We start from the raw sequence: 20,889 nt of genomic DNA on the forward strand, positions 1-20,889 counted from the left end.
AATGCGCCCATCATAAGCTTAGACTTAACTCCAAGGTCAAGCTATTTTAAATAAATTAAACATCATTCATGCTTAAAAATAAGCTATAGCAAGCGATTAACACCCAATTAATATTTACAATGAAAAAAAGATTTGCATGAGTCCATTGATTTCAGTAGAATGCGCGCTCCTTTGCTTAACCAAGCAATGAACACTTGCTGCGGAGCGGTAGTTCAGTTGGTTAGAATACCGGCCTGTCACGCCGGGGGTCGCGGGTTCGAGTCCCGTCCGCTCCGCCATTAAGTGCTGCTCACATACCCTTTATTTTTATTTCCCTGCTTTACCATCTTCATAAACTATTTAGGCTTATAACAGACGCTTGAATCAAAGCTTGAGCATTTGTATGCCCTCAATCATTACCCCTCCTTATAAACACCACAAACAACCTGCAATAAAAAAGCCGACACGAGGCCGGCTTTAAAAAAAATAGATGCTGACTTGTCAGAAGCCTGTGGCACCCTTCCAATCACCCCATTGTGTTACTAGGCGGGCTTTTTTTGCTATGCATTGATCAATACTTTCGATGGTTTGTGCCAAATACCTCGGACCACCAGATAACGACTCAACGATTGGCTCAAAGAATGCTTTTAATTCATCACGTTTTTTGGCTTCACAAAAACCACTACCAACAGCAGGCAATCGACCTTGTGCCCATGTAGGAAAACGCAGCTTTATTGCATCAATATTGGCTTGTGTCCATTGCCATAAATCATCTTGAACTTTTGGGTTAGCGATTTGTGGACTCAAAATCGTAAACACTTCATTCAAACGCACGTCATCACTTAAAGCCATATCACGAAGACCGGCCAATGTGGCTTCATCTTTGGTGGCTGCAATGGCCGTCAACAAACGTCCCCTGATCGTGCCACCTGTGTTGGACTTCAATAAGCCAACCACATGCTGATGAAAGTCAGCACCCAAATCTTCTCCCGCAATAGACATCGCTGTACCAATCAAATTGGCATCTATATCTTCACCATTGATTTGACCATCACCTTCAAAACCCGTGTATTTTTTAGCCATATCCGCTAAGTTTGAGCGCCATGTGGTGTCGTTGGCTGTTTTTGCCATAAATGAAATCAACGACTTTTTAAGCTCAATATCAGTGTCACTCAGTTGTTTTTTGTTCAACGTATTTTCCAAAGCACCTTGATATAATTCTTGAGCCACTTTTTCAAAAATAGCTTGATCTGATTCTGGAACGATTCTGTAATCCAGGTACCTCAATACAGACATTGGCGCTTCTATCATTTGCTTGTTATCCGCTTGAGTCAACTGAGGCGCAACAGCAAAGAAATCTGTCAAACTCACTTGGTCTGCATCTAAAGCTGCAAAAAAGCTGTCATTGATACTCATCATTTCTTTGGTGCTTAAACTGTCTCGGTTTTCGTAAAAAGTGTTCCAGCCCGATTTAACACTGAAGCGGTAGTAACCGGCGCCTTTGGCATTGGGCATCACATAAGCAGCACAACCTGAGCCAGGCAACGTAAACGCTCCCTGCCCTTCACTTAACAATTCACAGTGCTCATGCTGCTCACCTTTAATTTGGTAGTTAAAACATGCTGGAATGTCCCAAGTTTTGTTGCTGTCACCTTGACTGCCCGCTGGGAAATAACGACTTTGTTCAAATTGCAGGGTATTTTGACCATCTTCACACTGCACATTGACTGACAGCATAGGAATGCCTGTCTGCTCTAAAAACGAGCCGAAGGTTTGTTTGATTTTTTCTAACGGCACATTCTGTGCTTTTTCAGAAATGGCCGCAATAAAATCATCAGCTGTGGCATTTTTCCAAGCATGACGTTTCATATAATGCTGTAAGCCCGCTCTAAAGTCTTCAGGCCCAATAAATTGGTGCATCATTTCTAATACGCCTCCGCCCTTAGAATAGGTAATACCATCAAAGGCAGAAGCAATGTCATGGTTACTTTTTATCGGTTGCCTGATTTGCCTGGCAGACTCTAGACTGTCATTCCTCATGGCACCCAAAGCACGCCTTAAAATGGTTTCTTCATAGCCAATATTCGGGTAAATGGTTTGCAAAGTGGTCGAAGTAATCCAAGTGGCAAAAGCTTCATTCAACCAAATGTCATCCCACCAATAGGGCGTGACATAGTTGCCAAACCATTGGTGTCCTAACTCATGGGCATGCACTGATGCATATGACTTAATCTGACCTACTGAGGGTGCGTCACCCAATAGAAGCAATTGTTCACGGTAAGTGATGGCACCGGCATTTTCCATCGCACCGGCATTGAAATCGGGCACAGCAATGATGTCTAATTTATCGTATGGATAGGGGATTTCAAAATACCGCTCAATGACCTCTAAAATTTCTTGGGTGTGTGACAAAGCATATTCGAAATCTTTACCTTTCCCTTTGGTGGCAATACCACGCAGCGGCACAGGACGGTCTCGGACTTCATTGGTCGGTAAATCGGCCCATTCAACCACATCAAACTCACCCACAGCAAACGCCAACAAATAAGTTGGCAGTGGTTCTGTAGTTGCATAAGTTGCTTTGGCATATCCTGCTTTATCGGCCACCAAATCTTTTTTCACCATCAGTGTATTGGCGATGGCATGCATTTCAGCAGGTACAGTGATGCTGACATCAAACTTCACTTTGAAAGCAGGCTCATCAAACCCAGGAAAAGCCAAACGGGCAGATGTTGCTTCAAACTGGGTAAAGGCATAATTTAAACCACCATCAACCACGCGATACAAGCCCTCCAATGCTTCGTTAAAAGGCGCCTTGTATGAAATGTTTAATACAGCATTGCCTGCAGGCAAAGAGTCTTTAAACGCAATTCGCGCCACACCGCTTTTATCTACCTGAGTATATTCACCTTGGTGCAATTTACCCTGTTCATCTGTCACTGAAACTGACGATACTTTAAGTAAATTGCCATGGAGGAAATAATGGTTTCTGGCTTGATTGATGGTCAAATCAATCTTTACCTCTCCTGAAAAGTCTGCCTCATCTGGGTTAATGGTTAAATCCAATTGGTAGTGCTTTGGCACCCAATTTTTGTTTAATCGACCTAAAGGCGGCTCATCATAAGCAGCTGTTACAGTCACATTTTGTGCACTGTCATCAGGAATTAATGTTTCAACGCTTTGGTTTGTTTTACTTTGGGGTGTTTGGTCCGAACAGCCTATCAGTATAGACAGTAAGCCAATCAATGTAATTGACTTAATGGTTTGCAAGATCATAGTGGGTTCCTCTTTTATGTTTTTTTTAAAATCGGCGACAATCTATCACAGTACTCACACATAAAACCAGACCGTTTTAGCAAGCTAAAATTAAATACAACAAATAACAAAGCACTGCAAAAGTGTTGTTTTTGGTTTAATATGTCCGGCTTCACTGACCAACAACCCAATAACATGAAAAAAAATGTATTATTTTCGATGATTTTACTCAGTTCATTTAACCTCTGGGCTGATAAGAACACCAGCAGCTCACTGACACAAATAGACCCACATTCATTTGCCAACTTTGATCAAGTCAAAATCACGCACATGACGCTTGATTTAACCGCAAACTTCAAGAAAAAAAGATTAGAAGGCAGCAATACCATCAGCTACGATGTGTTGAACCAACAGGCCAAATACATCATTTTGGACACTCGGGACTTAGACATCAAACGAGTGACCTATTTCGACCTCAAAAAAAATGGTTTAAAGAAAGAACAAAAAGCCATTTGGGATTTACTCAAACCTGTTGACGGCCTAGGTTCTGCATTAAAAATTAAATTACCAGAGGGACATTCTGATTTAACCATCCATTACCACTCCTTGCCACAAGCCTCTGGACTTCAGTGGTTATCTGCAGAACAAACAGCAGAAAAACAACACCCCTTTTTGTTTTCACAATCACAAGCCATTCATGCCAGAAGCTGGATTCCATCTCAAGATTCACCCACAGTAAGAACCACCTATCAAGCCAAAATCACAGCACCCAAAGCATTGCGTGTGGTCATGAGCGCAAAAAATAACCCTGAAAAACCTGAAGATGGCGTTTATCAGTTCAATATGCCTCAAGCCATTCCTGCCTATTTAATCGCCATAGCCATTGGTGATTTGGAATACAAAAACATCAGCGAACATGTTTCCATCTATGCCGAAAAAACCTACATAGAAAAAGCGGCATATGAGTTTGCTGAAACAGAAAACATGATTACCGAAGCAGAAAAATTATACGGCGAATACCGTTGGGGCGATTATGACCTGTTGATTCTACCTCCTAGCTTCCCATTCGGTGGTATGGAAAACCCCAGACTGTCTTTTATCACGCCAACGGTGATTGCAGGAGACCGTTCATTGGATTCATTGATTGCTCATGAACTGGCACACTCATGGTCAGGGAATTTAGTCACCAATGGCTCATGGCGTGACCTCTGGCTAAACGAAGGCTTCACTTCATATTTTGAAGCACGCATCACAGAAGCTGTACACGGTACAGATCGTATGAAGATGGAAGCTGCACTCAACCTGCAAGGATTGAAAGCAGAGATGGCTGAAATGGAGCCACATTTACAAGCACTTGTAGTTACCCAAAACATTAATGATCCAGATGATGTCTTCAGTGGTGTCGCTTATGACAAAGGTCGCTTCTTTTTAGAGTGGTTGGAAGTGACAGTGGGTCGAAAAACCTTCGATGCGTTTTTGAATGGTTATTTTGATCACTTCGCCTTCAAAAGTGTCAGCACTGAAAAGTTTTTGGCTTATTTAGACAAAAACCTGATAACCCAAAGCGGTGGTAAAATCACCATGGAAGCGGTTAAAGAATGGATTTATAAGCCGGGCTTACCAGACACATTACCTGTCCCAACAACAGATCGATTCAAAGCCATTGATAAACAAGTCATTGATTTAAACATCACTGCCGAAGGATTGAAAAAAATAAAATCAGACCAGTGGACAACGCAAGAATGGTTACACTTCATGAAAGGCTTGCCAGAGACTTTGAGTCAAGAACAAATGCAATCATTGGATGATCATTTCGAATTCAATACAGCCCAGAATACTGAAATTGCCCACGTCTGGTTATTGATGAGCATTAAAAATGATTTCCAGCCGGCATTTGAACGCTTGATCAAATACTTAAATGAAATTGGACGCATGAAATTAATCGTGCCGCTTTATAAAGTCATGTCAGAATCAGATGCCCATAAAAATTTAGGTAAAAACATCTACATGAGCGCCAGAGCTGGCTATCATAACTTGGCTCGGTTTAAAATAGACCCCCTATTTCCTGAAATGAAATTCGACACAGAAGATGCCAAATAAAACTGCAAACCAAGCGCTGACCGACCTCAAAGCAGGTAACCAGCGCTTTATAAATGCCGAATCTAAGCACAACAGCTTGAGCATACAACAGAAACAGAAAGCCCATGCCAGCGGCCAAAAACCTTTTGCCATCATTTTGGGTTGTTCAGATTCACGTGTCCCAGCTGAAATCGTCTTCGATCAGGGTGTGGGTGATTTATTCGTCATCCGGGTTGCTGGCAATGTCGTTGCGCCATCACAAATTGGCAGCATTGAGTATGCCATTGAAATGTTCGATACCGCTCTGGTGGTGGTTTTGGGTCATTCGCATTGCGGCGCTGTAGAAGCCACACTTCAAGCGATTGAATCACCTGACAGCATCAGGTCTCAGAACATTCAATCGATTGTTAAACGCATACGACCAGCAATTGCCCCATTGAATCTGACAGTTAACGATACACAGCAGGCAGTTGAGGCCAATATTGCTCACTCGGTCGCACAATTAGAAAATCACTCTGACATCATAGAAAATCACATTAAGTCAGGGACAGTCAAAATTGTAGGCGCTTGTTATGACCTCGCCACAGGGGTGATTAATTTTTCAAGCTGATGCTCCAAGTTGGTTACACCATTACACCCATGGTTAATAGAATTCCCGACCATAATGACTGGAAGGGTTATCAACAAGACTTGGGGGTTAAATACATGTACAAGTTGTTCTTTGGCCAATGCTTTATCCAAGCAATGTCGCATTTTGGTGACAGCAGGTCAATTGAACGTGCCGATGAACTGTTGTTCTGTCCTCGCAATGTATTTCAATATTACATTTTTTCTTTTGCCAACTTTATCTTGTCTAAAGAAGCAAAAGGAGACTCTGATTCCGCCAGTTCATTCTTAACATTTTTAAAAATTAGAGAGCAAAAAGACCCTGGCAGTGTGGCTGCCATTTACCCTCAGCTGAAACCCGTTATAGAGTATGTTGCCAGAAACCAAGCCTATTTTGAAGCTGACATTGATGTTTATGGTCATTTTAAACACACTGCCAAAGAAGTCTATCAACTGTGTAACAAATGAACATCATTAGTCATGATTCAAAGCCCTGTTTGAAAATCAAATCTAAATCAGCAAAAGGGCCAGTAACTTCATAAGTTAAACCTCGATTACCATTCGCAGAAGGGCCCCTTTGTGAACTGAAATACATTCTGGTGCCATCGTTGGTAAATGCCACCCCCGTTACTTCTGAACCGCCATGGCCTTCGATGCACATCACAGGTAACACCCAACCACTTTCACCTAACATCACAATTTCTAAATTCCCACCATCTTCGCACACATAAATTTGGCCGTTGTTGTGAACGGTGAGGTTATCCACGCCTTTGAGAAAGGGGTTTGGAGAAGTGGCGTAATCATATATCACAGCGATAATTTGTGTACCTAATGCCAAACGCCAAATTTTATTATCGCCTTTGGTAGAAAAGTAGATGTCACCGTCATGATACCAAATGCCCTCACCACCATTGAAGGCAGTTGCTTCTACAACTTGATATCGAGTTTGAACGTCCTTGGAACCTGGATTGGGCTCTGGAATATCATGCCAAGCCAACTGCATTTCACCGTTTGCTTGAATCATTTCAGCCACTTGTAATGTACCCTGAGACAAATCAGGATAATCTCTTAAAACTGTTCTGTAGAAACAACCATCTGGCTTATCTTCAGTTAAATAAACCACTTCACCTACAGGATCAATAGCTGCCGCCTCATGTTTAAATGTCCCCAGCGATGTATAAGCAACTGCTGAATCAACCCCTTGTGGGTCACACTCCCACACCAGACCTTGATCCACCTCTTCTGCAGACAACCATGTACCCCAAGGCGTTTTCCCACCTGCGCAATTTCTTAAGGTGTTATTTAAAATCCGGTAACCATCAATGACAGCACCTTGTGCATTGAATTTAATTGCCCCCACACCACCAAATGAATTTGACTCACAATTTGATACATAAATCCAACCTGAAGGATTACTCCCATCAGTATCCTCAAATACAGCACCACCATCAGGTGCCTTGTGCCACAAATAGTCACCACCATCTACTACTGGCAAGCCCTCAGTGGCAACTACACGCGAGGTAAAACCTGAAAGCAACATCAAACCGTTGGCATCTGAGGCTTTTAATTGAAGTTGCTGTGTGCCTTTGAAAGACTGTGCGCCCAGTTTTGACCATGCCGGTAAGGTTGAAAGGGTCAACGCCTGCCCAATAAATTGTCTTCTTCTCATTGGTATGGACCATCCAATAGTGTGAATTAATTTATTGTTTCATGTACAGCATACTCAATCAATCAATTGCTGAAGAATTTCATCGCTGAGTAAAAAGCCATATTCAGACAAGGTTAAACCCGAATCATCCATGGTAAACCAGCCATGCTGCGCCAATGGTTTTAGTTTTTCTATCGCCATGTCTTTTCTCAGGCCAGTGCACGACTCAAAATGCGACCATTGCACCGCCTGTTTGATGCGCAAATGATTCAAAAAAAATTCGAACAACAAAGTGCTGTCATCCACCACTTCATTTGACATCAAACGTTGCGGTGTGCCCGCATGTTGTAAGTATAAATTGGGGTGTTTTTGTTTGACAGTTCGGATGATTTCACCACTGTGCCCCATGGTGACTTTAGCGTGTGCACCAGCACCTATGCCCAAATAGTCACCAAAGCGCCAATAGTTCATATTGTGTTGACTTTGCCTGCTCGGTTTGGCGTAGGCTGAGACCTCGTATTGCTCAAATCCATGTGCGGACAAAATCTCCTGACCTTGGGCGAACATGTCATGCAGCATTTCTACATCGGGTAAGTCTTCTGGCGTTTTGACCGCGAACAAGGTGTTAGCCTCTATGGTTAATTGGTAATAAGAAATGTGTGTAGAACCCATGTCGATTAAACGCAACAAGTCCTCTTTGGCTGCTGCCATGCTTTGTCCCGGTAACCCGAACATCATGTCCACATTGAAATTATCGTAACCAACCGTTTTGGCTTTTTGAACCGCTTTTATGGCTTGTTCGCTGTTGTGGATGCGCCCCAATCTGACCAAGTTCTCATCTTTAAGCGACTGTATGCCAAAAGACAGGCGGTTGATACCCGCTTGTAAATAACCCGCCAAATCATCAAATTCCTGACTGCCTGGATTCACTTCCATGGTCACTTCAGCATCGGGCTGAAACGGCAATACCGCACGTACCCGATTCATCATATTCTGCATGCTGGGTGCAGAAAACAAACTTGGCGTGCCACCACCCATAAAAACGGAACTGATGGGGCGACCCCAAACTGAAGGTAAATCTTGCTCCAGATCTGCCAACAAGGCATCAACATAATTGGCTTGGTCCAATTCTCTTTTCAACTCATGAGAATTGAAATCACAATAAGGGCATTTCTTTACGCACCATGGAAAGTGTATGTATAAGCTCAAGGGCGGCGGAATCAACATCAGTTAACTTTCTGGCCCAATTGATTTGCCAATTGTTCAGACAAAATCGCAACCGCTTGACCACGGTGTGACAAACTTTGCTTTTCCTCTCGCGACAACTCAGCTGCCGTTTTCTTATGCGTTGGCACATAAAAAATCGGGTCATAACCAAAACCATCGGCACCTGATTTTTCTATGGCAATTTCACCTGACCATGTTGCTGTGGCAATCACTGGCAACGGGTCATTGGCATGGCGAACAAATACCAGTACACAACAAAATTGTGCTGCTCGGTTTTCTTTGCCCTCCAATTGTTCTAACATCAAAGCCATGTTGTCTTCAGAAGTTGCATTGACCCCAGCAAAACGAGCCGTTCTGACACCGGGCTTGTCATTCAGGGCCGAAACCATCAAACCAGAATCATCGGCAATACAAGGCAAGCCTGAGAGTGCCGAAGCATGGCGTGCTTTGATGATGGCATTTTCTACAAATGTACTGCCAGTTTCTTCTACATCATACTCAGCGGTTTTGGGCTGTGGAATCAGTTCAAAACCCAAAGGTGACAAGGCCAACTGAAGCTCTGCCAACTTTCCTTGATTGCCACTGGCCAACATCACTTTCATGTGTTGGCATCTAAAGCAGCTTGCTGAACTTCCATTAATTCGCGAATGCCCTTTTCCGCTAAATCCAACATCTCATTCAATTCTTCACGCCTGAACGCATGGCCTTCAGCAGTACCTTGTACTTCGATAAAGTGACCACCGTCATTCATCACCACATTCATGTCCGTTTCGGCATCAGAATCTTCAGGGTAATCTAGATCCAATACGGCTTGGTCATTATAAATACCCACAGAAACCGCAGCAATCGAACCGTGTAAAGGATTTTTCTTGATCATGCCTTTGTCTAACATATGTTGAACGGCATCTTGTAAGGCCACATAAGCACCTGTTATGGCTGCTGTTCTGGTGCCGCCATCCGCTTGTAACACATCACAATCAATCGTAATCATGCGTTCACCCAAGGCTTTTAAATCAACGATTGAACGCAAAGAACGCGCGATCAAACGTGAAATTTCAAGTGTTCGGCCACCTTGCTTGCCTTTGCTGGCTTCTCTTTGCATGCGCGTGTGGGTAGATCGCGGCAACATACCATATTCAGCTGTTACCCATCCCTGACCTTTACCACGTAACCAAGGCGGCGTTCGGTCTTCGATGCTGGCGTTGCACAATACTTTGGTGTTACCACAGCTGATTAAAACCGAACCTTCGGCATGGATAGTGTGGTTGCGTTCAATGCGCACATCGCGCAATTGGTCATTGTCCCTTTTAGATGGTCTCATTGAGCAGTCCTGAATGAAAACCGCTATTTTACACGCTGCTATCAGTGAAGTCAGTCACGAATCTCACAGCGTTTCGCAACTTACATGATTTTTAAGTCATTTTTTGATAAACTGATTGGCATCTAAAAAATTAAAAGAGGTGAATTATGTTTTGGGTTTTTATCATTACCATGATGGTTTTAGGCTTGGTCGCTGCTGCCAATAAAATTGAAACACTGGTTCCTGCGAGTAAACAATTAACAGATTTTCTTAAGCAATCTGAAGGTTGGATAGGCGTCGTTTCTGTTGGACTTTCAATTTATTGGTTGATCAAAACACTGATGTATCTGAAGTTTTACTTCAAATATGCTTTCTTGAAATTTATTTTTGTTTTGGTCAGCATCGCGATCATGTTTTTATTGGGCATGGTACTGTCACAAACTTTATTAAAATCATGGACAGGCGGCAACGAAAAAGTCAACGGTGTCATCGATAAAGTTGTCGGTTTTGCCACACCTTTCAAAGAGCCATTGGGTTTATTGGCTGTCGTCATGGCCTTGGTCAACCTTGGCCTGGCACTGTAAATATTAACGTATCCAACACCTACAATCGGCACTGTTTTATTACCTAAAACAGTGCCAACAACTTGATAACCCACACATGAAAATATTCTTAACTTTGCTGTTAATGAGCAGCGCATGGGCTTCACATGCCACACCAAAAATTTTATCACTTCAAGCCCAGGCCAACACCATTGATCGATTACTGGCCGATAAAGTAAAAAACACATTGCCCACATTGATGCGAAAAAATGGCATTGATATGTGGATAGTTATGGCACGCGAGTACAACGAAGATCCTGTCATACGAACCATGTTACCAGCCACTTGGCATGCCGCCAGACGCCGCACTGTTTTGGTGATGCATGACCCAGACCCAGATTTGGACATAGAAACTTTCGCTGTCGCCCGGTATGACGTTGGCCAAGTGTTCAAAAAAGCATGGGATAAGGAGAAACAACCTGACCAATGGCAACGTTTGATTGAAATCATTACTGAAAAACAACCCAATAAAATAGGCCTTAATTATTCAAACTTTGAAGCGCAAGCCGATGGCTTGACCCATGCTGAACACCAGCAGTTTCTTGAAAACCTACCGCCAGAGTTTCACCCTAAAGTAGTCAGCGCAGAAAAACTGGCGATCAACTGGCTAGAAACACGCACCGCTGCAGAAATGGCCATCTACCCACAAATTGTAGGCATTGCTCATGAAATCATTGCTGAAGGTTTATCTAACCAAGCGATCCAGCCAGGCGTAACCAGTACCGAAGACTTGGTATGGTGGTTTCGAGAGAAAGTACGCTCATTGGGGTTGAAAACATGGTTTCACCCTTCAGTTTCCATCCAAAGGGCAGATGCTTCAAATTTTGATCATTTAAGAACTTTTGATTCAAGGCCAGCAGACAACATCATCAAAGCAGGTGATTTATTACATGTGGATTTTGGCATCACCTATTTGCGGTTGAATACCGATACACAGCAACATGCCTATGTATTAAAACCCGGAGAATCTGAAGCACCTGACTACCTCAAACAAGCCTTGATTAATGGCAACCGCTTACAAGACATATTTACTGACAACTTCAAAGTCGGGAGAACTGGAAACCAAGTTTTGAAAAAATCTCGCCAAGAGGCCATTAAAGAAGGCATCAAACCTTCGATTTACACCCACCCCATTGGCTATTATGGCCATGCCGCCGGCACCACACTCGGTATGTGGGACTCGCAAGAGGGTGTACCACACACTGGCGACCACCCATTACATGCCAATACGGCTTATGCCATAGAATTGAATGCCGCCACTTTCATCAAAGAATGGAACAAAGAAATCCGCATTATGCTGGAAGAAGATGCTTTTTTCGATGGCAAGAATGTGCGTTATATCCATGGGCGACAAAAAAGTTTTCACCTTATTTCAGGTTTTAATAATCTACAACTTGGTGACTGAAGCTTAACTTAACTGAATAGCAATGGTGTCCCTGATTTATCAAACACCATATATTTAGATAAAGTACCGCCCATCTCTACAGTTTTCATCATGGCCTCTAAGTGTTTCATTGAATCCTCAGCAGTAGGCATCACACCATTTTGACCAGACAAACAACCGACCAATACCATATCCCATGGCTTTTGTAACAATTCAGACTCTGCCACCAAAGCATCGAAACTAGAAAGTTCATCCAAAGGTTTATCTACAGTCATGACTGGAGTGAGCTCACCTCCCAATCCTGCTTTGAACTTTTCAGCCTGCGCTTCATTGTGGTCATCAGCCAGTGATTTACTGACAAAGACGAATAAAAAACGTTGTGGCTCTGGTTGTTGTTTTGCTGCCTTCAGCAAAGTGTCATAGTTGGTAATTTCCATAGCATGCAAATAGTTTGAAAACCCGCATTTTAACGCAAACACGGGCTTTGCTTTTCCATCAAATTCAGCTAATCACCGATTCTTGACCTGGGTTAACTTTTTAAGCTCATCCTGAGCTCAAATCAACGACCTTTACCAGAATGTGCAACACTCCTAAACAACGTGTTAGTGAGCAATAACTGCAATCCATCTAAAAATGCCCGCATCGTCGGTTCTTGAGTAAATGCAATTACCATACCTCTTCCTTTAGGCTGGTGTATCAAAAAAGGCTTAAAAGCCAACTGTTTTCTGTTCTCTTCCCATAAGTAACCACTGGCCAACAATTCATCTGACGATTTAAAGCTAGCAACATTTTTTCCTTTATCCAATGTGATTGGCGAATATATTCGACTGCCTGTGACCATGGCCACCACATCAGGCTTGATGCCAGCAGTTAACCAATGTTTTTGATCAACAGATACATTAACCAACACACCCGCTACTGAATCGGGCCTACTTTGCTCGCTTTGAATTCGCTCATTCCACTCCTCATGAGTATCAATCAAACTCCCTGCAACACTATCACCTGTTTCTTTCGCCACTTTATCATCATTTTCTTTGAAAGCATGCTCTGACTTCACAGACAACCAACCCACTTTTTCACTTGCCGCAAAGGCCGTCGCAGCTCCAAAAGTGACTAAAACCCCACCGTCACTCACCCAATCAGTCAAATGATTGATTTCACCCTCACCGAAGGCATTACCGTAAAATCCAGAGGGTAATATCAGCACATCGTAGTCACTTAAATTCATATAGCCCAATTGTTCACTTCTGATCGCTGTGACGGGGTATCCAATTTGTCGTTCAATCACAAACCGTGAATTACCTGCGCTCAAGCTGCTGGTAGGCTCGTCCCAAGCCATGGCAATTTTGGGGGCTTTCATCGCCACCACATTGCCGCTTCCAAAATTGGGGCCTTCGCTGACCCAACTTGAATCAACAGCATCAACCTTGGCACCCGTGTTATCCGCTATGTGACGAACCTGACCTGCCAATGCGGTGCTGTTATTTTTCACTTCAATAATTAAAGTTCCAGCAGGGTATGATGCACCTGAAGCCATTGTAAAAGGTAAATCTGAAGATTTAAGCTGAATACCCTGGCGCAGCGCTTCGGTTAAAAATCTGCCTGCGGCCATGTCTTGCCAAGGCACCAAGTAAGCCACTTTGGCTTTGGTAGCATCCATTAAAGCGGGTAGTTGTTCAGGTGATTTAAAATCCATCAATACAGATTCATTCACACTGCCACATTGCACCGCATCTATGTTATGCATCAAAGGCAATGACCAAGCAGTTAAATCATAAATTTCATCACGCAAGTTCTGACTTCTTCTGTCTTCTTGCTTTTTGATAAAAGCTTTGTCCATATCAACTTGTTGACGCATCAATACTTCGAGCAAGCGACCTTTCGGTTGGGCCCTGTCAACCACGAAACTACCACTGTCAATTGTCTGACCGCAGGCTTTGAATGCCGTTATACTTTCCATCACTTCTAAACCATGAGCTGACAGTAACTTCGCCAAATGGAATGTACCTGCACGATCTGACTGTTTGGGAATGATGTGGTACCTTGACTTGCTTTTTTTACCTGATTCAACTGCACTGATTTGGAACTGATAAAAATCTTTGAGTAATTTTTCTCGGTTTTTGGCGGTTGCTTCAATGGTTGAAACCGAAGCGACAAAATGCTTTTGAACCGAGTCTGCGTAAGTGTATAAGGAACCATCCTTTCTTTTGATGACCTCTCCTCGTGAAGATGCCACCTCATAGGTCGACGCAGATGCACCATAAAAAGTCGGCCAACTGTCCCCATAACCTGGATAAAAGGCATCGAACACTTCACGGGTAAAATAGTCATAACCCATGGCATCAAAATGCTTGGCATGGTTTTTGCCAATGGTTGTGATGTTATCCAGTTGAGCTTGCGTCATCAGCGGATTGATTGGTTCAGCTGGTGGCGCAAAATAATAAGAGCTGTCGCTGCCCATTTCATGTAAATCTATTACCACCAAAGGTAAAAAACGATTCATGATCGCAATGCGTCCTTGAGTCTCGGGCTGTGTCATCGCCAACCAATCACGGTTCATGTCAAACAAATAATGGTTGCTGCGTCCTTGTGGCCATGGTTCATTATGCTCAGCACTGTAGCGGTCAGTGCTGTGCTCTAATCCCACCGAAGCATAGTATCGACTGGTAAATCGCTCCCGTCCATCTGGGTTTTGTAAAGGATCAATAAACACCAAAGTATTGGCCATGATTTGCTGCGTCATCGGATGATCTGGTGACGCCAACAAATGATAAGCGGTCATCATTGCTGCATCTGTACTGCTGATTTCATTGCCATGCACACCATAACCAAGCCACACGGCTGCTGGCATAGACTTCATCAAGGATGCTGCTGATTTGTTCGTTTGTCTAGGATCTGCTAACAATTGAATGTCACGTTCAAAGTCAGTCAATTTGGCTAAATTTTCTTCAGAACCCAACACGAGGTAAATCAACTCGCGCCCTTCCCAAGTTTTACCGTAACTGAATTTTTTGATGCGATCGGGTGCTGCGTGTTCTAAAGCATCAAAGTAAGCCAGCATGTCGCGGTGGTTGGTAATCCTTTCACCTGCTGCATATGACAGCACAGCTTCAATGGTTGGTATATCGGGGTCATAATTGACGTTGGGCCAGAACATCTTTGTGGCTTCCGCCGACTGAAATCCGGCTGTGCAGAAAAACATCAGTGCATAAAAACATTTTACTGTGGGCATGGTCATATCCTTTTATTATTTGAACAGCTGTTTTAACAACTATGCTTTCTGAATTCAAGCACCATAATCAGTACGATTAATTAAAGGCTACACACCCCGTCAAAATCAGCATAGAATATTTCATCTGTAAAGCCTTGCGGTGAGATGTCTTTGTTAGGTATTTGTTGATACCATGATAATATATCATCAGGTATCACCCCACCTGTCATGTCATTGCCACTGAGATAAAATTGATTCATTAAACTCATGTCTCCAAAACCCAATGGCACCATACCTGTCAGGCGGTTGTTATTTAAATAAAAGCCCTGCAATAAAGTCATTTGCCCCCAAGAATCTGGGATGGGGCCGAAAAAGTCATTGTGGTTTAAAGTGATGAAATTAAACTCACTCAACTCACCCATAGATTCAGGTAAACGCCCCGACAGCTGATTGTGAGACAAGTCAATTTGCTTCAATGCCGCCATCTGCCCCATACAACCTGGCATTTTACCCGTCAATTCATTGTTGTTTAGGAACAAGTGCTCTAATTTTTCTAATGAAGTTATGCCAGTAGGGATGCGCCCATAAAACCCTACATTCATGGCTGAAAAATACTCAAGAGACTGTAACAACCCAATAGACTCTGGAATCGCCTCAATAAACTTATTGTTATCAACCCATAAGTCAGTCAAAGCGCCCATACCTGTGACTGTATTCATGATGGTTCCAGTCAATTGGTTATTTTGTAACTGTAAGACTTCCAGTTTAGATAAGTTAGCCAAGCTGTTAGGCACCTGTCCATCTAAATGATTGTCACCCAAGACTAAAATTTCTAACTCACTCAAATTGCCAAACTCTGGTGGGATATAACTGTACAAATCATTATCACTTAGGTTCAAAATAATTAATTGAGAAAGTTCACCCAAGTTATTAGGAATGATGCCATTGAGGTTATTTGAAGACAGATTCAAAAACCATACATTAGCTGGTGGTATGCCAACTGCTGTAACACCATACCAAGAATCCACATTTGCTGTACCCCAGTTGCTGTTATCAAACCAGTTGTCCCCATCAGTGATGTTATACAAATTAACCAAGGACCAGCATTCACCAAATTCAACAGACATGTTGGCTTGACTACACACTGCACTTGCATCAAGGCTTGCCTGTACGACATTGACACTAAACACCAAAAATAAAAGAGAACGCTTAAGACAATTCATATACAACTCAATTTATCATGCTATTGATTATCCCTTATCTCTAACTTGGGGTTCAAGAAAAGTCCAGTTTTTCAACAAGCTTTAAAAGCAAGTCATTGAAAGTTTTGTAAAGCACACTTGACATGACTTCCAAACATAAAGTATGGTTTGCTTTACATTATGTATAATAAGCCAGACAAAGAGAACCCTATGAACACAAGTAAAAATCCAATTGAGCCAAAAAAATTTCGCTTCAACAATAAATTTAAATTTTATGCCATTTCATCCATGATGTTGGTTCAACTTATTGTCTTCATGGGGAAAGCCTCTGGCTTGAATGTTTATTTAAAAATATTGATTGCATTGGTGCCTGCAATACCATTTGTACTGGCGTTATACAGCTTGGCTTCAATGATAAAAAATGATGATGAACTCTCTACAAAAATCATAACAGATGCATTGAGCCTTACCTTTTGTATCACGATTACATGGGCATTAATTGCGGGTCTATTACAATTTATGAACGTATTACCCACTTACAATTTTATTGTTGTTTTTGCTCTCATAGTCGGCACCTTCAGTATCAGTTTCCTCATCATTTCACAGAAGTATAAATAACCAACACAATTACCAGGAAAGTTTATGAACAAACAACACATTGATCCAATGAAAGCTAAAGTAAGAAAAAAATTCACCATGTATATGATGCTTTTCGCAATGATGCTTCAGTTCACCTACCACGTGGGAAACACATTAGGAACCAACCCCTATTTAAAGGTGTTATTTGCCTTACTTCCAGTTGTGCCATTTATTTTTGCATTAATCAGTTTTGCAGCAATGATCAAGCAAGACGATGAAATGTTTAAAAAAATCACTTCTGATGCCTTTATTTTAACAGGTTGCATCACATTGGTTTGGACCATGGCTGTCGGTTTATTCCAAAGACTCAATTTACTGCCACACTTTTCTGTGTATACCGTATTTTTTATTATGGTATTTACATTTGCATTCTGCTATACCTGGATTTATAAGAAGTACCGCTGAATATGAAAAACAAACTAAAAGTGTTGCGAGCCGAAAGAGGTTGGTCTCAAGAGACCTTAGCCCATCATTTGGGTGTGACGCGGCAAACCATCAATGCCATAGAACGCGGAAAATATGACCCCAGTTTGCCGCTGGCATTCAAATTAGCCAAGCTGTTCGAAACATCAATAGAAGGTATCTTTGAATTCCAAGAAGGATGATTTAATGAAGACAATTTATTTTTTGTATTGAAGGACTCTCAGGAAAGAATCATCACTGCAACAAAAATAAAATTCAAAAAAAACCCTGCTATATGGCAGGGTTTTCCAGTCAAGAATATGACTTTATGTGATGTCAATAAAATATCATTGATCAAAACCATGTTTGAAAATCACATCTGATGGTTCAGGTGTTCCTGGGTAACAAATTTCTAAACCCCATGTATCTAATGAACCACCATCGGCATCAATAGAATCATCTACAGTCAGCGTCCAAGTACCGTTCATTTCTTCACCAATCAAGGCACTCAATGCAGTAGCTGGTTGATAAGTACCACCATCGGCAGGAGGGCAAGGTAGCTGCGCTGAAGCTGCTTGATCATCAAAATTCAAATCAAAGTTATCTTCACTGTTACACACGTTCGTCATTAAAGAAACAGCTGTGGTTGAAGGACTTTCAACGCTGATGACCAAATCTGCAATCCATGTATGAGTGCCGCTTAAATCAACCACATTCACGTCGCTAATGATGCCACTGTCAGCAACATTTAATACAGATGTCACTGCACCTGGTGCTGGTGATAAATCTATTGCTTTGGGAACATCGGAACTTGTGTAAATGCTACACACTTCTGTTCCTGTAGTGAATGAAGAAACTGATGCCACTTCAGTGCCACATAAGTTAGTCGCTGTGACACGCCAATAGTATGTGGTACTTGAATCCAGAGCTGTCGATACAGTATAGCTTTCGGCGGTTAAACCAGTCGCTGAATCAACCACATTTGTGAAACCAGCATCTGTAGCAATCTCTATAGCGTAAGTTGCAACTTGCGCAGACGCACTCCATGTAAATGTAGGCATTGAAATTACATCAACTGCTGCATCACTAGGCATCGTCAAGCTCATGGCGCCAGGTGCTGCATCAACTGTAACCAAAGTCACATCAGAACTTTGGGTGTTGTTGGCATCGTTAGCATCAGTAGCAGTCAACGTCATCGTTGCTGTACCTGAGGCCAAACCTGCCAAACCAGAAACAGTAAAGTCTGTTGTATCTGTTGGAGAAACCACTGGGTTCAAAGAATAAGCACCTGAGGCACCTGCAGGAACTCCTGTAGATGTCATGTTAGATGTGCCATTAAAATCATCACTCAAGGTAACAGTAAACACCGCGTCAGAAGGATTGTCCATAGTACACACTTCTATTGTAGAAGGTGCAACACTCAACCCAATTGGACAAGTTGAACCAAATCGTTGATTTCCTAATGCCAGCGCATCAGCCAGCTGAACCAAACCAAATCCTGTTCGAGTATCCCAACCAGCACCGTAATTGGCACCTGTTAAGTCTTTTGCACTGTCTCTCAATAGTTGACGTAAATCTTTATTGGTGATTCCAGATGGACCGCCACAAGCTGCCCATGCCCAAGCAATTCCAGCTGCTACACCGGGTGTTGCCATAGAAGTGCCTGAAATAGAGTTGTAACCACCTGTACAACCATTACAACTTGAAACACCGTCATCAACCAAAACCTGTGTTGGCAAACCCAGGCCATTGGCTTTTAGGAACTGTCCTTCTGTTTGTGTAATGGCCACACCAGGAAGGGCTGCACCAGAAGTACAGTTACCTCCACAAGTGGCATTCAAAGTCCCTGCTTCATTATTGAACAGAACAACACCCACACCACCTGTGTCAGCGACATTGTTCATTTTATCAGCAAAGGTGATGTCACCACGTTCACACAAAACAACTTTACCATCCCAGGCTTGATTGATGTCGCCAGCGTCGCATAAACCACCATCTACCAAATCTTCAGTCACATCACCCGCTGCCGTTTCAGCAATTTGAGTTGCAGTGTAATCAACACCATCATTCGAAACCAGAATCACAGGCACGTTTGAATGTGGTGGACCGGGCCATGTACTCAATACATTGGCTCCACCACCTGATAATTCAACCACATCCCACTCCACATCAGCTGGTGGGGTATTGGGGTCATATGATGTATCAGGAAATTGTGAGAAAGAAGCCCAAGCTTCACTTTGCTCTAATGCAGCCACAGAAATTACTGAATCATAACTTGCAGGAAAACTCGCCACATTATTTCCATCATTACCAGCGGCTGCAATATTAACTATATTGAAGTTGTCATATAAATCTTGAAAAATGGCTTCTTCTGTTGCACTGTTTCCACCACCCAAGCTCATGCTGATGGCATTGGCACCTGCGTCTTTACAAGCAGTGGCAGCAGCACCTAGATTAGACTCTCCTTGAGACCAAACACCCGCATTATTAAATATTTTGATGATATGCAAATCCGCACCACCCGGCATAACACCCACAACACCGATGTCATTATTCATGGCATTGGCCGTACCTGCCACATGGGTACCGTGACCATTACCGTCTTCAGTATAGGCTTCTCCAGCTATTTGAGACATACCTGTGTGATTAATGCCTTGAAAATCATCATGAGCGGCATAAAAGCCTGTATCAATGATACAAAACTTCACACCAGCACCTGTAGGTGCACCATCATCAACGATGCCATCACGATCTGTATCCCAAACGTCTCTGGCTTGAAATTGATCAATGTTCCATGGTGTCACTTGTGCCATTGGTCTGTGCACTGGGACTGGTTCCATAAATTCAACACCATCCATATTGCTCAACAAGCTTTCTTGTCCTTTCGGGAAAGAAACCGCCAAAGTATCATATCGGTCTAACTCATGATTAACTCTGAAATTACTTGAACGAAGTGATGCGGTCAAATTCGATTTTTTACCCTTAGCATAGCGAACATAATATGCCACCATTTCCTGCTCAGCTTTAAATGAATTGTCTACAGTTTTTTGCAACTGTTCTTGTTGTTGGGTTTCGATGCCGCTGTAGGCTATTTGTGATCCGGCCAAAGCCAAAACAATGCTGCTTGTCAGCATGATTTTATTAGGTTTCAATTGGTTCTCCTCTCTTGGTTTTTTTGTATTTAAAAATTCGACATTAACGAATGTATGTGATGCCAGAATGTGCCGTCACTTTTTTTGTTTATTCATTGTGCCTCATTTTGCCGCCAGAGATGGTATCACCATAGAATAGAAAAATCTAAAAAAAAGTAACAATAAGAAGCCTCATATTGATTTTTTTTAACTCCTTTACACCC

General features: G+C 42.5%; 17 protein-coding genes and 1 tRNA gene. 9 read left to right on the top strand and 9 right to left on the bottom strand.

Translation table 11 applies throughout. The features are described 5' to 3' along the window. The first annotated feature begins 201 nt into the window (after window positions 1–201). Window positions 202–278: transfer RNA gene (locus FET73_RS03130), tRNA-Asp, on the top strand. Window positions 279–480: 202 nt separating this feature from the next. Here FET73_RS03130 and FET73_RS03135 read toward each other — a convergent pair. Beyond that, window positions 481–3,255 carry a M1 family metallopeptidase gene (locus FET73_RS03135; RefSeq protein WP_154222448.1) on the bottom strand — a complete coding sequence of 925 codons (2,775 nt, stop codon included), beginning with the start codon at window positions 3,253–3,255 and terminating at the stop codon, window positions 481–483. Window positions 3,256–3,429: 174 nt separating this feature from the next. Between FET73_RS03135 and FET73_RS03140 the strand changes: the two genes are divergently transcribed. Genes FET73_RS03140 through FET73_RS03150 form a run of 3 tightly spaced genes read left to right on the top strand, consistent with a single transcriptional unit; the run spans window position 3,430 to window position 6,387 of the window. Then, entirely contained in the window at window positions 3,430–5,334 is a 1,905-nt protein-coding gene (locus FET73_RS03140; protein WP_154222449.1) for a M1 family metallopeptidase, read from the top strand. After that, window positions 5,324–5,923, top strand: coding sequence for a carbonic anhydrase (locus FET73_RS03145; RefSeq protein WP_154222450.1), 600 nt, complete (start codon window positions 5,324–5,326; stop codon window positions 5,921–5,923). The genes FET73_RS03140 and FET73_RS03145 overlap by 11 nt, the downstream gene beginning before the upstream one ends. Next, window positions 5,923–6,387, top strand: a complete 465-nt coding sequence (locus FET73_RS03150; protein WP_154222451.1) for a hypothetical protein — start codon at window positions 5,923–5,925, stop codon at window positions 6,385–6,387. Before FET73_RS03145 ends, FET73_RS03150 begins: the two co-directional genes overlap by 1 nt. Before the next feature lie 10 nt (window positions 6,388–6,397). On the opposite strand, the gene FET73_RS03155 is transcribed toward FET73_RS03150, so the two are convergent. Genes FET73_RS03155 through rph form a run of 4 tightly spaced genes read right to left on the bottom strand, consistent with a single transcriptional unit; the run spans window position 6,398 to window position 10,115 of the window. After that, window positions 6,398–7,588: an alkaline phosphatase PhoX gene (locus FET73_RS03155; RefSeq protein WP_154222452.1), complete on the bottom strand. Its 1,191-nt coding sequence runs from the start codon at window positions 7,586–7,588 to the stop codon at window positions 6,398–6,400. 54 nt (window positions 7,589–7,642) lie between these two features. After that, on the bottom strand, window positions 7,643–8,794 hold the full coding sequence (gene hemW / locus FET73_RS03160) for a radical SAM family heme chaperone HemW (RefSeq protein WP_154222453.1): 1,152 nt from the start codon (window positions 8,792–8,794) through the stop codon (window positions 7,643–7,645). After that, a complete protein-coding gene (gene rdgB, locus FET73_RS03165; protein WP_154222454.1) occupies window positions 8,794–9,396 on the bottom strand; it encodes an RdgB/HAM1 family non-canonical purine NTP pyrophosphatase in 603 nt (200 codons plus the stop codon). Before rdgB ends, hemW begins: the two co-directional genes overlap by 1 nt. Next, window positions 9,393–10,115 (bottom strand): ribonuclease PH, encoded by a 723-nt coding sequence (rph, locus tag FET73_RS03170; protein ID WP_154222455.1) that lies wholly within the window; start codon window positions 10,113–10,115, stop codon window positions 9,393–9,395. Before rph ends, rdgB begins: the two co-directional genes overlap by 4 nt. A 146-nt stretch (window positions 10,116–10,261) precedes the next feature. Here rph and FET73_RS03175 point away from each other — a divergent pair, with 146 nt between their 5' ends. Together FET73_RS03175 and FET73_RS03180 are read left to right on the top strand one after the other, a co-directional pair. After that, window positions 10,262–10,678 (top strand): hypothetical protein, encoded by a 417-nt coding sequence (locus FET73_RS03175; RefSeq protein WP_154222456.1) that lies wholly within the window; start codon window positions 10,262–10,264, stop codon window positions 10,676–10,678. 76 nt (window positions 10,679–10,754) lie between these two features. After that, on the top strand, window positions 10,755–12,101 hold the full coding sequence (locus FET73_RS03180; protein WP_154222457.1) for a M24 family metallopeptidase: 1,347 nt from the start codon (window positions 10,755–10,757) through the stop codon (window positions 12,099–12,101). Window positions 12,102–12,109: 8 nt separating this feature from the next. Here FET73_RS03180 and FET73_RS03185 read toward each other — a convergent pair whose 3' ends face one another. The 3 genes from FET73_RS03185 to FET73_RS03195 form a co-directional block, all read right to left on the bottom strand. Beyond that, window positions 12,110–12,517 (bottom strand): ribonucleotide reductase subunit alpha, encoded by a 408-nt coding sequence (locus FET73_RS03185; RefSeq protein ID WP_154222458.1) that lies wholly within the window; start codon window positions 12,515–12,517, stop codon window positions 12,110–12,112. 122 nt (window positions 12,518–12,639) lie between these two features. Then, window positions 12,640–15,312 (bottom strand): M14 metallopeptidase family protein, encoded by a 2,673-nt coding sequence (locus tag FET73_RS03190; RefSeq protein WP_179952082.1) that lies wholly within the window; start codon window positions 15,310–15,312, stop codon window positions 12,640–12,642. 80 nt (window positions 15,313–15,392) lie between these two features. Further along, on the bottom strand, window positions 15,393–16,418 hold the full coding sequence (locus FET73_RS03195) for a leucine-rich repeat domain-containing protein (protein ID WP_179952083.1): 1,026 nt from the start codon (window positions 16,416–16,418) through the stop codon (window positions 15,393–15,395). 255 nt (window positions 16,419–16,673) lie between these two features. Between FET73_RS03195 and FET73_RS03200 the strand changes: the two genes are divergently transcribed. The 3 genes from FET73_RS03200 to FET73_RS03210 are packed head-to-tail and all read left to right on the top strand — an operon-like array spanning window position 16,674 to window position 17,737. After that, window positions 16,674–17,111 (top strand): hypothetical protein, encoded by a 438-nt coding sequence (locus FET73_RS03200; RefSeq protein ID WP_154222461.1) that lies wholly within the window; start codon window positions 16,674–16,676, stop codon window positions 17,109–17,111. 24 nt (window positions 17,112–17,135) lie between these two features. Beyond that, window positions 17,136–17,537: a hypothetical protein gene (locus FET73_RS03205; protein ID WP_154222462.1), complete on the top strand. Its 402-nt coding sequence runs from the start codon at window positions 17,136–17,138 to the stop codon at window positions 17,535–17,537. A 2-nt stretch (window positions 17,538–17,539) separates the two neighbouring features. Beyond that, on the top strand, window positions 17,540–17,737 hold the full coding sequence (locus tag FET73_RS03210) for a helix-turn-helix transcriptional regulator (RefSeq protein WP_154222463.1): 198 nt from the start codon (window positions 17,540–17,542) through the stop codon (window positions 17,735–17,737). A gap of 144 nt (window positions 17,738–17,881) precedes the next feature. Here the strand turns inward: FET73_RS03210 and FET73_RS03215 are convergent, their stop codons facing one another. Further along, a complete protein-coding gene (locus tag FET73_RS03215) occupies window positions 17,882–20,686 on the bottom strand; it encodes a S8 family serine peptidase (protein WP_154222464.1) in 2,805 nt (934 codons plus the stop codon). Window positions 20,687–20,889: the final 203 nt, after the last annotated feature.

This window comes from Marinicella rhabdoformis (genome assembly GCF_009671245.1).
GTDB lineage: Bacteria > Pseudomonadota > Gammaproteobacteria > Xanthomonadales > Marinicellaceae > Marinicella > Marinicella rhabdoformis.

Excerpts from the sequence above, each read along its gene's own strand:
- rph (WP_154222455.1), bottom strand. The coding sequence starts at position 10,115 with ATGAGACCATCTAAAAGGGACAATGACCAATTGCGCGATGTGCGCATT.
- FET73_RS03210 (WP_154222463.1), top strand. The coding sequence starts at position 17,540 with ATGAAAAACAAACTAAAAGTGTTGCGAGCCGAAAGAGGTTGGTCTCAA.
- FET73_RS03140 (WP_154222449.1), top strand. The coding sequence starts at position 3,430 with ATGAAAAAAAATGTATTATTTTCGATGATTTTACTCAGTTCATTTAAC.
- FET73_RS03175 (WP_154222456.1), top strand. The coding sequence starts at position 10,262 with ATGTTTTGGGTTTTTATCATTACCATGATGGTTTTAGGCTTGGTCGCT.
- FET73_RS03205 (WP_154222462.1), top strand. The coding sequence starts at position 17,136 with ATGAACAAACAACACATTGATCCAATGAAAGCTAAAGTAAGAAAAAAA.
- hemW (WP_154222453.1), bottom strand. The coding sequence starts at position 8,794 with ATGTTGATTCCGCCGCCCTTGAGCTTATACATACACTTTCCATGGTGC.
- FET73_RS03195 (WP_179952083.1), bottom strand. The coding sequence starts at position 16,418 with ATGTCTGTTGAATTTGGTGAATGCTGGTCCTTGGTTAATTTGTATAAC.
- rdgB (WP_154222454.1), bottom strand. The coding sequence starts at position 9,396 with ATGAAAGTGATGTTGGCCAGTGGCAATCAAGGAAAGTTGGCAGAGCTT.
- FET73_RS03190 (WP_179952082.1), bottom strand. The coding sequence starts at position 15,312 with ATGCCCACAGTAAAATGTTTTTATGCACTGATGTTTTTCTGCACAGCC.
- FET73_RS03185 (WP_154222458.1), bottom strand. The coding sequence starts at position 12,517 with ATGGAAATTACCAACTATGACACTTTGCTGAAGGCAGCAAAACAACAA.
- FET73_RS03200 (WP_154222461.1), top strand. The coding sequence starts at position 16,674 with ATGTATAATAAGCCAGACAAAGAGAACCCTATGAACACAAGTAAAAAT.
- FET73_RS03155 (WP_154222452.1), bottom strand. The coding sequence starts at position 7,588 with ATGAGAAGAAGACAATTTATTGGGCAGGCGTTGACCCTTTCAACCTTA.
- FET73_RS03180 (WP_154222457.1), top strand. The coding sequence starts at position 10,755 with ATGAAAATATTCTTAACTTTGCTGTTAATGAGCAGCGCATGGGCTTCA.
- FET73_RS03135 (WP_154222448.1), bottom strand. The coding sequence starts at position 3,255 with ATGATCTTGCAAACCATTAAGTCAATTACATTGATTGGCTTACTGTCT.
- FET73_RS03150 (WP_154222451.1), top strand. The coding sequence starts at position 5,923 with ATGCTCCAAGTTGGTTACACCATTACACCCATGGTTAATAGAATTCCC.
- FET73_RS03145 (WP_154222450.1), top strand. The coding sequence starts at position 5,324 with ATGCCAAATAAAACTGCAAACCAAGCGCTGACCGACCTCAAAGCAGGT.